Origin of the sequence: Paludifilum halophilum (assembly GCF_002245355.1) — a bacterium.
In the GTDB taxonomy this organism is placed as follows: domain Bacteria; phylum Bacillota; class Bacilli; order Thermoactinomycetales; family DSM-45169; genus Paludifilum; species Paludifilum halophilum.
This window is the reverse complement of the sequence record NZ_NOWF01000002.1, coordinates 306,385-318,559: the sequence shown is the minus strand read 5'-3', so window position 1 is coordinate 318,559 and position 12,175 is coordinate 306,385. Positions and strand designations below refer to the sequence as shown.

Here is a 12,175-nt window from a genome sequence, read left to right as displayed (position 1 = left end):
TATATTTTATTTGTCATACTCCTTTTAAAATGGTGAAATTATTGACAAATAGACGATAGGCATTATAGTATAACAATGTATATAGAAACATATATTGGGAGTTATCAGTTTTGAAGAAGTATTTAGTCAAAATGCTTGGTGTAGCAGTAACCTCTGTCTGTGCTTTGGCATTCGTGGCTGCTCCTTCGGCAGATGCGGCCAGTGGTGGTGTGGAATTGACGAGTGATAAAGTTACTGCGTTTGGAAGCAAAAAGGTGGGTGGTGGGACATGGTCATATGGGACAGAAAGGTCAGGATGGCGAAGTCAATATAAAACTGTATGGTCCAACTATTGGCACCCTGACGAAGTTCACGGATCCTCCGCTCAGCTCGGATCAAGGACGCCTGATCGGGATTGTAGATATGCAGATAAGGAATCTAAAGCTAGCCAAACCGCTAAAACGAGTGACACAGGGTACGCTTATTGGAATACGAGCTGTTCAAATCCACATTAAATGAGGGGAATATTGACTGAAAACAAATTCAGCACAGGATCATGGTGAGCGAGTTCGATCCGTTCACCATGATCCTGTCCTTTTTTCTCTTTCGCTGCAGCTGATACGGTTGAAAGTTACGACAAAGGAGCCGGTGACCCTTGAAGAAAATCGTCTTCATCGCCTTGCTGATAAGCTGTGCGTTCTCCCTTTCGATCGCTTATCAGCAGATCAAAAATGATGAGATCGAAAAATTAGGTACTCTGGAAAGGGAGTTTGCCACCCCCTTCGTTATCCCCGAAGATGAAGGATTAGCCGATCCGGAGGAAATATATCCCCTCTTGGAGAAAACAGCCAAGGAAACTGAGGTCAATCTTTTTCGGGGAGGGCGCTATTATCGACCCGATGAGCAGATTGAGATGATTAAGTATCTCCTACTGACCAGTGAAACGCATTTTTACGATTCTATCGAATTGGCGAGTGGTCGGACTCTGCAAGCGGAGGAGACCCAAGACAGCCGACGGTACCTTTCTTCTATTCAAACGAAGAATAAGAACCAAGTTGGTCGAATTCGCTATTTTGACCCGAAGCAGCTGATTACGATCCAACCGTTGCGGTCTTCTTACGACTACCTCCCCGTCGATGGGCGCTATTTTGCGGAAGTAAAAGATAAGAAACAGTTGCAGCTCTTTTTAGAGACATTAAGCGATAAGATCAATATGCACCTGCGTAACCGGGATGGAGAGAAGGCTCATTCTTATACACCGTCAGATTTCCAACCCCCTGAGGCATTCACGGAACCGAGAGAAGGTTTTTTTGCTTTAAAGGATCTATCTTCTCAACGATACGAACAGTACATCCTATTCGCGGTGACACTCCTTTTGTTAATTTACTATATCTTCAATTCAGCCAAGCGAGTCGGCATTCTCAAAATGCATGGGGTATCCAACCTGCGCTTATGGTGGATGGTCGTCGGCCGGTTGATCAGTGTGGTGGTTGGGGTTACGACCTTGGGAAGTGTGTTGTTCGCGTTGGGATTGTATAAGCCGACGACCTTCGTATTTCAGGCCTTGCTTCAACTGGGGCAAGCCTATCTCCTCTTAATGATCCTGTCCCTATTCTGTTATGGGTACATTTCTACCATCAAAGTGAGCCAAACCTTGAAAAACCGAAAAGATACCCGGAGCATTTTTGTGCTTAACATGGTACTGAAAGTGATCTGTGCTATGGTTTTGGTTTTAATCGGTTTAGAAACCTATTCACTGGTTACCGATTTACGCACCCAGCAGGAGCGGATGGATGCCCAACAGGGACAGCTGGATCATTGGAGGCGGATGGAAGACTACGGAGTCCTCGAGGCTTACAGGGGCCATACCGCCGCCTATACCGTTCAAGAATTGGCAGCAGAAGATCCTAGAATCGATCAAGCCCTCTATAAACTTTATCCTTTTTTGAATGCCCTCGGGTCTGTATATATCGATGCAGGCGAATATGAAGAGGAAGCCCTTTTATCGGACCCCAATGATAATGGGATCCTCTCCATCATGGTAAATCCTAATTACCTTAAAGCCTTTCCGGTGTATGATCAGGACGGCAATCCGGTTCAAATATCCGAAGAGGCCACCGATTGGGTGGTGCTCGTTCCTGAACAATATCGGGATCGCGAAGAAGCAATCCGTGATTTATTTGAACGAGATAAAGGAAGGAGAGATTTTTACCTCACAGCTGACGAAGGGCAAGAGGTGAAGATCATCTGGTTGGCGGAGGGTTAGTCCATATTCAGCATGAATCCCGATGTCTTTCCGGCGGAACAGAATCGGATTCTCGACCCTATCATCCATGTCAAAACAGAGCAGAACCATCTGTTCGTATTTAGGAGTGGGACAAAGGGTGGTGGACTGACTGATCCGTTAAAGATTAAACTGATCGACCAAGATCCGGAACGCACTTACGAAAAGTTGGAGCCGGAACTAAAGCGGCTAAAATTGGATAATCTAGTCGACATCGTCTCTTTTCATCAGTACGTATCTCAGGAGCTGGATCATTTGTCCGAGGAGATCCGTACCGAGCTACTATCTATGCTGGGAATCGTTAGTGTTTTCTTCTTTCTGATCGTGCAAAACCTGCTGATCTTTTTCCATAAACACCAAAAACGGTTGGTGGTAAACCGCTTATTCGGCATTGGCTTCTTTAAGACGTACCGGTCGGTTTTCGGCTGGTGGGCCGTCACCTCGATCACGTTCATCATGCTCAGTTTTATGGCGGATCAGGCAGAGAATCCCCGCTTCCAGTTGATAAACGGAATTACCGATTCCCATTTTTGGATGATCGTCCTCAGTCTGATTGGGATCGAAATCCTCGCTACTGTTATCGCACTTATTGTCATTGAGCGTCGCAATAAGATCCAGGTAATTAAGGGAGGAGAATAAAAGATGCAACCGATCTGTGAGCTTGAAGACGTATCAAAACGATACGGTAATCATGTTGTGTTGGACAAGATGAATCTCACCGTCTATGAAGGCGAGATGGTGGCGATTACCGGCCAGAGCGGCTCTGGTAAAACCACCATTCTCAACATCATGGGCATGCTGGAAAACCCGGATGAAGGAATGGTCAAACTGTTCGGCGAGGAAAGCCCCCGGAGTCATTCCAGAAAAGCCAATCGGATCTTGCGCACCAGACTCTCGTATTTGTTTCAGAACTATGCACTGATTGATAATGCCACGGTTCATGAGAATTTGGAAATCCCCTTGATTTATGCCAAGAAATCAAAGAAAGAAAAACAGTTGTTGAAAACAGAAGCCTTGCAAAAAGTCGGTCTCAATCACATTTCTCTCAAACAGAAGGTCCATGAACTCTCCGGCGGAGAGCAACAGCGGGTGGCCATCGCCAGAATCCTGTTAAAACCCTGTGACTTGATTCTTGCAGATGAACCCACCGGCTCTTTGGATGATGACAACAGAAATGAAATACTGAAGATCTTGAGAGGTCTGAATGAGGAAAACAAATCCATCATTATTGTGACTCACGATCCATTCGTCGCCGAAGCCTGTCATCGAACCATCCGTTTATCGTGATTTGAAAACGATGAGAGCGAGCGTCAGGCGAGGGAGGGGGTTGGTTTTCCCCCTCTCGCAAGCCTGACCATCTTTTGCTCTCTTTTTTTGCGCCTGTTTAACTAGATATCTTGAATCTATCTAATGTTTGTTGTAAAATTGGCAATAGGTGATGAATTTAAGAGCGGTTCAAAGTAATCGAAATGTCGTGTACGACTGCAATTCCTTTCAGAAAATACGAAAAGAAATTAGCTCACTGGCAAAGAATCCTGTCCCGCCGTCAAAAAGGCGGTTCCAATTGGCACAAAGCCAGAGTCAAGGTGGCAAAGATTCATGAAAAGATCGCCAACGCAAGGCGTGACTTTCTACATAAGCTGTCCACCAAACTGATTCACGAAAACCAAGGGATCTGTTTGGAAGACTTGCAAGTCAAAAGCCTGGTAAAGAACCACAAGTTGGCAAAATCCATCACCGATGCGTCATGGTCTGAGTTTGCCGCCATGTTGGAGTATAAGGCTAAATGGTTTGGAAGAACCCTTGTCAAAGTCGGTAGAACTTTTCCTTCCAGCCAACTCTGTTCCTGCTGCGGGAATAGAAACAGAGACGTAAAAATCTGAACCTGAGATATTGGACATGCCCAGAATGTGGTGCTCATCACGATCGGGACATCAACGCCGCCAAAAACATTCTGCAAGAAGGTTTAAGGGTCATCGCCGTGGGGCTCACGGTTTGAGCTTGGTCCATTTCTCCCGGTTGCGGGAGATTACCCAAGAATCCCCTGCCTTTAGGCATGGGGAGTGGTCAACAATGGATTGAACCCCCTTCTTTTTAGAAAGTATAACTTCGGTGTCCCTGATAGTAATCCTTCTTACAATCATCTCTTTTTAATAAGACTCAGCCAACCATCGTCTACGCTTGAGGGACTTGGTTCAACATTGCCCAAACAGGCCGGGGTAACCGTTTGCCCTTTTTGAAAACGACCCGAAGTTGCAACAACGGGTGCCAATCCTTGTTCATTGACAACCCCGGTTGCGAAAAGTATATTGGAAAGGAATTGAACCGACTATACTTGACGGATGATGGATGCCGTAGAGGTTTTGACGAGCGTCGAGTCAGGCCTTTGCCCGGGTGAAGGTCTTTTTTATATGAACAGGGGGCACCCGATGTTTTGGAACCCGATCAAGCCGCTGTTAAAACAGATTGAAATCCGTTCCAATCCGGGAAACGAGCCGGTCACTGTGGATTGGATCCCGGAGGCATTGGAGCAGGTCGGAACCGGTACGGATGCAGTGGTCGTGCGCCATCCCTCCTATCCGGATATCGTGTTTAAAGTCTATGCGGATGGCCGGGAAGAGGCCCGGAAAAACGAATTCGAAGTATACCGACGGTTGGGGGAATCCCCTTATTTTCCGGTTTGTCACGGGATGGATGAGGGGTTTTTAGTATTGAGTCATGAACCGGGAGTGACCCTTTACGAATGTATCGTTCAGGGAATCCGTATTCCAGCGAAGGTCGTGGATGAAGTGGAAGAGGCCCGGAACTACGTGCGAAGCGTCGGGCTCAACCCGAGGGATATCCATCTGAAAAATGTGCTCTTGCAAGAGGGGCACGCCAAGCTGTTGGATGTGTCGGAATATCTGAAACCAGGAGACGACGGTCGATGGGATCACTTGGTCCAGGCCTTCGAAAGCTTTTATCCCCTGATCGAAGGGAAGAAAATCCCGGTCTGGCTGATTGAGCTGGTGAAAAAAACATACTACGATCAAGTGAACGGTGACTTCTCCATCGCGGAGTTCGGGCGCCAATTTATACAGTTGTTGGTTCGAGGGAAACGCTGAAGGCGTTTCTCTTTTTTGTTGATCAAATGGAGAGATGATCTGGGGCCTGTCGGATTAACAAGCGATTGATTAGCTAACCGGGTGCGGGGGGCCGATTACCGCCTCTGCGCCGGGTTTTCCTCCTCCTCATCACAATTTGACTATATTTTATTTTATAAATGTATAGACATTTTCGGGTGAGTTCACTATAATGACAAATGTAAGCGCTATACAATCCTAAACGTAAGGAGTTTGATCAGGATGAAGAAAATCTTGTTGGCTTGTAGTTCAGGGATGTCCACCAGTTTGTTGGTAACCAAGATGTCTGAACATGCAAAATCAATCGGCGATGAGGCGGAAATTTGGGCGGTTGGACAGGATCGGGCGAAAAAAGAAATGGAGAATGCGGATGTTGTTTTAATCGGACCGCAAATGAGCTTTTTAAAAAAGGAACTGCAGGGAGAGGGAGAAAAATACGGGGTTCCTGTTGATGTCATTGACACGGTGGCCTATGGTATGGCAGATGGAAAAAAAGCTTATGAACAGGCATTAAACTTGATGGGGGAACAATGATGGAGAAATTAAAGCTTGAAAACTTGACGACTGAGCAGATCAATTTTCAGTTAATCAGTCACAGCGGAAATGCCCGAAGTAAAATCATCCAATCTCTGCGGGAATATCGCGAGGGGAACACAGCCGAATCGGAAAACCTGTTGGCGAAAGCGGAAGAAGACTTGCAAGGGGCTCATGACATCCATTTTCAAATGGTGCAAAAGGAAGCCTCAGGTGAAAAAACGGATATTTCATTGCTCCTGATGCACGCGGAAGATCACCTCATGTCAACGGTCACGATGAAAGAGCTTGTCCGAGAAATGCTGGAAATTTTCAAAAAGAGGGATGATTGAAAGGAGGGTTTTATTTGTTTGACCGGTTAAATAAAATCCTTGTCCCCATCGCCGGTAAATTGAATAACAACCGTTATTTGCAAGTTTTACGCGACGCTTTTATGTTGGCTTTTCCCCTTACCATTTTCGGATCCGTCGCTGTAGTGCTGGCCAATCTTCCGTTTCTTGAAAAAATCATGAGCGATTCAGCATTGGGTACATTGCAGTCCGCCCTGGGTCCCGCCTCTCAAGCAACCATATCGATCATGACCGTATTTGTCGTATTCGGCATCGGTTATTATCTTTCGAGAAGTTATGATGTGGAGGCGGTATTCGGAGGGGTGATCGCCTTAGCATCCTTTTTGATCCTTACCCCCTTCATCTTGACACCGGAAGGGGCCGAACCTGTTACAGACGTGATTCCCCTCGACCGGCTGGGAGCCAAAGGGATGTTTTTGGGAATGATCACGGGCTTTTTCGCAGGGGAGATTTATCGGTTTTTTGTACAGAAGAAATGGACTATCAAGATGCCGGCGAGTGTACCTCCTGCTGTCGCCAAATCATTCGCCGCATTAATTCCGGCCGTCTTTACCTTGTCAATATTCCTAATAGTCAATATTGGCGTGACGCAAGGATTGAATACCAATTTACACGACTTGATTTTCAATGCCGTGCAGGCTCCCTTGGTCAACCTGGGCAGCGGTATTATTCCGACAGTGATTGCGGTCTTTTTCGTACAGCTGTTATGGTTTTTTGGTTTACACGGCCAGATCATCGTCAATTCGATCATGGATCCTATCTGGAATACCTTAATGGTTGAAAATTTGACCTCGTATACGGAAACTGGGGAAGTCCCCAACATCATCAGCAAACAATTCATGGAAATTTATACGGTGGGGATGGGCGGATCCGGTATGACGCTGGCTGTGGTGATCGCTATCCTGTTGTTTATGAAGAGCAAGCAAATGAAACAGGTGGGAAAGCTGAGTCTCGGGCCGGGTCTGTTCAATGTCAATGAACCGATCATCTTTGGTTTGCCGGTTGTGATGAATCCGGTGATTGTTATTCCGTGGATTCTGGCTCCCATGATCGTCACATTAGTCACCTACTTCGCCATGTCTACGGGTATCGTCCCTCCTCCCACCGGGGTAGCCGTGCCGTGGACGGTGCCGGTCTTTATCAATGGCATCTTGGCGACAAACTCGTTGGCGGGCGGAGTGTTGCAACTGGTGAATATGGGGATTGTATTGATCATTTGGATGCCGTTTTTGCAGGTAATGGATCGTATGAACGTCAAAAAGGAGAGGCAAACGGAAAACACGGAGACAAAGGCGCAAACCGATCATTCCTCGAAAGAACAAGCGTTATAAAGGAGAATGCGATATGCAAACGACTGAAAACATCCGGTATCGTTTTCCGAAAGATTTTTGGTGGGGATCGGCGACTTCGGCGACACAAATCGAAGGTGCCGCCGATAAAGACGGTAAAGGCAAAAACATTTGGGATCACTGGTATCAAACAGAACCGAACCGTTTCTTTAACGGGGTAGGACCCGGAACAACATCCCGATTTTACGATCGGTATCAAGAAGATATTCAACGGATGAAGGAAATCGGGCATAATTCTTTCCGGTTGTCGATTTCCTGGTCGAGAATGATTCCGGCTGGCCGTGGAGAAGTCAATCAGAAAGCGGTTTACTTTTATAATCGAGTCATTGATGAATTATTATCTGCGGGAATCGAGCCTTTCGTCAATCTTTATCATTTCGATATGCCGTTGGAGATGCAGAAGATCGGCGGCTGGACCAGCAGGGAAGTGGTGGATGCGTATGTCGACTATGCCGCGACTTGCTTTCGGTTATTTGGAGACCGTGTGAAAAAGTGGTTTACCCATAACGAACCGGTTGTTCCGGTGGAAGGAGGTTACCTGTACGATTTTCATTATCCCAATGAAGTGGATTTTCAAAAAGCCGTTCAGGTTGGTTATCATACGATTCTGGCGAGTGCAAAAGCCATTCAAGCGTACAGGGAGCAACAGCAGGACGGAAAAATCGGGATTATTATCAGCCTGACACCTTCTTATCCGAGAAGCCGACATCCTGCGGACCTCAAAGCGTCCAAAATAGCCGATACCTTCTTTAACCGTTCTTTTCTGGATCCCTCCATCAAAGGTGAATTCCCGACAGAATTGGTGGACATTTTGAAAGAAGAAGGCTACATGCCGAAAATGGAAAAGAAAGACTTGGATACGATCAGACAGCATACGATCGACTTACTCGGAGTCAACTACTATCAGCCCAGACGGGTGAAAGCGAAGGAACATCTGCCCAATCCGGAAGCCCCCTTTATGCCGGACCGCTTTTTTGACAGTTATGAAATGCCCGGTCGAAAAATGAACCGCTACAGAGGTTGGGAAATCTATGAAAAAGGAATCTATGATATACTTATTAATCTGAAAGAAAACTATGACAATATCGAGTGTTTTATCTCTGAAAATGGGATGGGGGTTGAAGATGAAGAACGTTTTAGGGATGAAAACGGTATCATTCAGGATGACTATCGGATTGAATTTATCCAAGAACATCTAAAATGGGTTCATCAAGCGATCCAAGAAGGATGTAACGTCAAAGGTTACCACTTGTGGACGTTTATGGATAATTGGTCATGGTGCAATGCTTATAAAAACCGATATGGGTTGGTATCGGTCCATCTTGAAAAAGACGGAGAGCGCTCCATTAAAAAAAGCGGCCAATGGATGAAAAGAGTTTCCGAACAGAACGGGTTCTAGTGCCCTATCTGGGAATCAAGTTGGGAGGGGTAGGCCGGCGTATGCGTTTTTTGCAAGAGATCGGAGACGGCCTGCCAGCCCGACCACCCCCAGCAAGGGATCAAACAGATCAAGGTTGCCTGAAGGGGCACTAGAAGTTGTGAACAGGAGGGTTGGGTTCCACAGAGTACCTCTGGCTCATCGGAACAACGACACAGAGTGTGGAAACCCAACCCCGACTCATCAAAGAATGCATCCATCACAACACTTCCAGGGAACTGTATACAATGAGGTGTTTTGCTGTCATGAGCAAGTATGAAGTCATTTCCGAAGAGATGAGAAAAAGAATAAAAAATGGATTTTACTCGATGGAACAGCCGATTCCGGATGAATTATCGCTGGCGGAAGAATTTAAATGCAGTCGGATGACCATGAAGAAAGCACTCGATCTTTTGGTATCCGAGGGCATGCTCTATCGGAAGCGGGGACATGGAACCTTTATTATAAAATCAGCCATTCAGGATAGTCGGGTCAACGTAGTCAGTAAAGAGACGGTCGGATTGACGAATCTATTAAAAGACAAGAAGGTAAGCAGTACGGTCATCCGATTTGAGGTTCAATTTCCATCAGAGGAAGTGATGACCCATCTGGCGATTGATGCCGATACTCCGGTCTATCATATTATCCGTTTAAGAAAGGTGGAGGATGAACCCTATGTAATCGAACGAACTTATATGTCCACTCAATTGGTTCCCGGGATCAATGAAAAGGTTTTACATGCCTCGATTTATAACCATATCACCCAAACCTTGGGCTTGACCATCGGCGGTTCTCATCGGAAGATAAGAGCTTGTAAGCCGAATGAATTGGACCAAGAGTATCTGGATTGCCAACCGGATGATCCGATTCTCGAAGTAGAGCTGGTGGGCTTTTTAAATACGGGAAATCCCTTTGAGTATTCCTTTGCAAGACACCGCTACGATAAGTTTGTAGTGACAACCGTTGATGTTCGACAGTAACGACTTTTTCAGATCTGGGGGAACAAGGGATGCTTTTCGGAGGAATCGAGGCGGGTGGCACCAAGTTTGTTTGTGCTGTAGGAGATGAAAAGAAGAATGCGATTAAAAGGACGCAAATCCCCACAACGATTCCGGAGGAAACCTTAGCAAGGGTGATTCGCTTTTTTGAGGGATTTGAGCTGGATGCCATTGGAATCGGATCTTTTGGTCCAGCGGATGTCCATCCGAAGAGCCCGACATACGGGATGTTGACGACGACTCCAAAGACGGCATGGCGAAACGTTCCTTTGATGCAAAGGATTCATGATCGGTTCCGTGTACCCGTCGGTTTTCAAACGGACGTGAATGCCGCGGCACTGGGAGAGGCCGCTTTTGGTGCGGCCCAAGGTTTGGACAGTTGTTTGTATATAACGGTCGGAACCGGTATTGGAGCCGGTGCTGTGATCCACGAAAAGCTCCTTCACGGACTTTCTCATCCTGAAATGGGGCATATTCTTGTGCGGCGCCACCCGAATGATGAATATCCAGGAAGATGTCCCTATCATCAGGACTGCCTTGAAGGTTTGGCTTCGGGCCCTGCGATTGAAGACCGCTGGGGAGAAAAAGGAGTTCTTTTAAAAGAAAGGGAGGAAGTTTGGAAGCTGGAAGGTTATTACATCGCTCAAGCCCTGATGCAATATATCCTCATTCTTTCTCCGCAAAAAGTGATTCTCGGTGGAGGCGTGATGAAGCAGGAGCTCATCTGGGTACATATACGCCAATATTTAAAAGAGTTATTGAACGACTATATCGACTTTCCACAACTGTCCAGCCGAATGGACGACTATATCGTACCGCCTCAACTGGGGGATGATGCCGGTGTCAAGGGAGCTCTTGTTCTTGCTGATCAAGCCCGTCAAGAAGCGAAAGGACGGGGAGATTGAAGATATCCGGTGCCTCCTGCGCGGAGAGCTTGGTTTATGGAAGACTATATGAGTGTCACGGACAACGGTCAAATCCCTCCTGTCATAGATGCAAGGGGGGGATTTTGTTTGGGGGTCGACCGGTTTGATATGGAGAACAGGTGGGAAAAAGAAGAAAGGGTTCATGCCCATGCCATTGGATTAGAAAAAAGGATAGGAGTGGATATGCGATGCCGGGCTTGTTTGATCCGTTTCAGCTTAAAGGGCTGGAGTTGAAAAACCGGGTCATGATGTCACCCATGTGTCAATATAGCGTAACAGGAAGGGACGGAAAGCCGGAGGACTGGCATTTCGTCCATTATGTCTCCCGGGCCGTCGGAGGGACGGGCCTGATTATGATGGAAATGACGGATGTTGATCCCGACGGTCGGATCACCGACAAAGACCTGGGAATCTGGTCCGATGACCATATACCCGCTTTTCGGCGGATCATCGATGCCTGTCACACATATGGAGCCAAGGTGGGGGTCCAGATCGCCCACGCGGGGCGAAAGGCGGAATCGGAAAGCTTGTCTCCTGTGGCTCCCTCCGCTGTTCCATTTAAGGAGGGGTGGAGAGTCCCCGACGAGATGAGCAAAGGGGAAGTGGAGGAGATGATCGAACGGTTCGCTGACGGGGCGGAGCGGGCGGTTCGTGCAGGAGCCGACACCGTGGAGATTCACGGCGCCCACGGGTATCTGATTCACCAGTTTATCTCCCGGATTTCCAATCAGCGTAAGGACGAATATGGAGAGCCTGAACGGTTTGCCTCCGAAGTGATCCGGGCGGTGCGGAAACGGATTCCGAGGGAGATGCCGTTGTTGATGCGTCTTTCCGCCGTGGAGTTTGCCGAGAACGGTTACGGTCTGGAGGATACCGTTGAACGGTGTCATCTCTTTCATCGCCTGGGAGTGGACGCTTTTGATATCAGCTCCGGCGGGGAATCTCCGGCGGCACCGCCGCCTGTACGGGCCTCCTCTCCGGGGTACCAGGTACCTTACGCCGCGACCGTCCGGGAAGCGGTCGGCGTCCCTGTCATCGCCGTCGGACGTCTGGATGACCCCAAGGTGGCGGAGATGGTTCTTCAAAATGAATGGGCAGATGTAGCCGCCGTCGGGCGGGGGATGTTGCGCAACCCCTACTGGGCCAATGAAGCCGCTTTGGCCCTCGCCAAGGAAAATACACTCCCGCAGGCGTATCAACGAGCGTTTTAGATAAA

At 47.5% G+C, this 12,175-nt stretch carries 12 protein-coding genes and 1 pseudogene; all 13 read left to right on the top strand.

Annotated elements, in window-relative coordinates:
* Positions 1 to 131: 131 nt before the first annotated feature.
* The 13 genes and pseudogenes from CHM34_RS20115 (at position 132) to CHM34_RS04455 (ending at position 12,170) form a co-directional block, all read left to right on the top strand.
* Positions 132 to 494 carry a lactococcin 972 family bacteriocin gene (locus CHM34_RS20115; protein WP_369126361.1) on the top strand — a complete coding sequence of 121 codons (363 nt, stop codon included), beginning with the start codon at positions 132 to 134 and terminating at the stop codon, positions 492 to 494.
* Positions 495 to 634: 140 nt separating this feature from the next.
* A complete protein-coding gene (locus tag CHM34_RS04510; protein WP_094263386.1) occupies positions 635 to 2,245 on the top strand; it encodes a bacteriocin-associated integral membrane family protein in 1,611 nt (536 codons plus the stop codon).
* A 12-nt stretch (positions 2,246 to 2,257) separates the two neighbouring features.
* Positions 2,258 to 2,902 (top strand): DUF1430 domain-containing protein, encoded by a 645-nt coding sequence (locus CHM34_RS04505; RefSeq protein ID WP_094263385.1) that lies wholly within the window; start codon positions 2,258 to 2,260, stop codon positions 2,900 to 2,902.
* Positions 2,903 to 2,905: 3 nt separating this feature from the next.
* Positions 2,906 to 3,550 (top strand): ABC transporter ATP-binding protein, encoded by a 645-nt coding sequence (locus CHM34_RS04500; RefSeq protein WP_094263384.1) that lies wholly within the window; start codon positions 2,906 to 2,908, stop codon positions 3,548 to 3,550.
* A gap of 206 nt (positions 3,551 to 3,756) precedes the next feature.
* Positions 3,757 to 4,262 (top strand): annotated as a pseudogene (locus CHM34_RS04495) (RNA-guided endonuclease TnpB family protein); the annotation flags it as partial.
* A gap of 430 nt (positions 4,263 to 4,692) precedes the next feature.
* Positions 4,693 to 5,367: a serine/threonine-protein kinase gene (locus CHM34_RS04490; RefSeq protein WP_094263383.1), complete on the top strand. Its 675-nt coding sequence runs from the start codon at positions 4,693 to 4,695 to the stop codon at positions 5,365 to 5,367.
* A gap of 240 nt (positions 5,368 to 5,607) precedes the next feature.
* Complete coding sequence (locus CHM34_RS04485; protein ID WP_094263382.1) at positions 5,608 to 5,919, top strand: PTS sugar transporter subunit IIB; 312 nt, start codon at positions 5,608 to 5,610, stop codon at positions 5,917 to 5,919.
* Entirely contained in the window at positions 5,919 to 6,251 is a 333-nt protein-coding gene (locus CHM34_RS04480) for a PTS sugar transporter subunit IIA (protein ID WP_094263381.1), read from the top strand. The genes CHM34_RS04485 and CHM34_RS04480 overlap by 1 nt, the downstream gene beginning before the upstream one ends.
* 14 nt (positions 6,252 to 6,265) lie before the next feature.
* On the top strand, positions 6,266 to 7,600 hold the full coding sequence (gene celB, locus CHM34_RS04475; protein ID WP_094263531.1) for a PTS cellobiose transporter subunit IIC: 1,335 nt from the start codon (positions 6,266 to 6,268) through the stop codon (positions 7,598 to 7,600).
* A 13-nt stretch (positions 7,601 to 7,613) separates the two neighbouring features.
* Positions 7,614 to 9,017 (top strand): glycoside hydrolase family 1 protein, encoded by a 1,404-nt coding sequence (locus tag CHM34_RS04470; protein WP_094263380.1) that lies wholly within the window; start codon positions 7,614 to 7,616, stop codon positions 9,015 to 9,017.
* Positions 9,018 to 9,301: 284 nt separating this feature from the next.
* The gene (locus CHM34_RS04465; RefSeq protein WP_094263530.1) at positions 9,302 to 10,015 is read left to right on the top strand and encodes a GntR family transcriptional regulator; all 714 of its coding nucleotides are present in this window, start codon (positions 9,302 to 9,304) and stop codon (positions 10,013 to 10,015) included.
* A gap of 29 nt (positions 10,016 to 10,044) precedes the next feature.
* Positions 10,045 to 10,938: an ROK family protein gene (locus CHM34_RS04460; protein ID WP_094263379.1), complete on the top strand. Its 894-nt coding sequence runs from the start codon at positions 10,045 to 10,047 to the stop codon at positions 10,936 to 10,938.
* 209 nt (positions 10,939 to 11,147) lie between these two features.
* Complete coding sequence (locus tag CHM34_RS04455; protein ID WP_094263378.1) at positions 11,148 to 12,170, top strand: NADH:flavin oxidoreductase/NADH oxidase; 1,023 nt, start codon at positions 11,148 to 11,150, stop codon at positions 12,168 to 12,170.
* Positions 12,171 to 12,175: the final 5 nt, after the last annotated feature.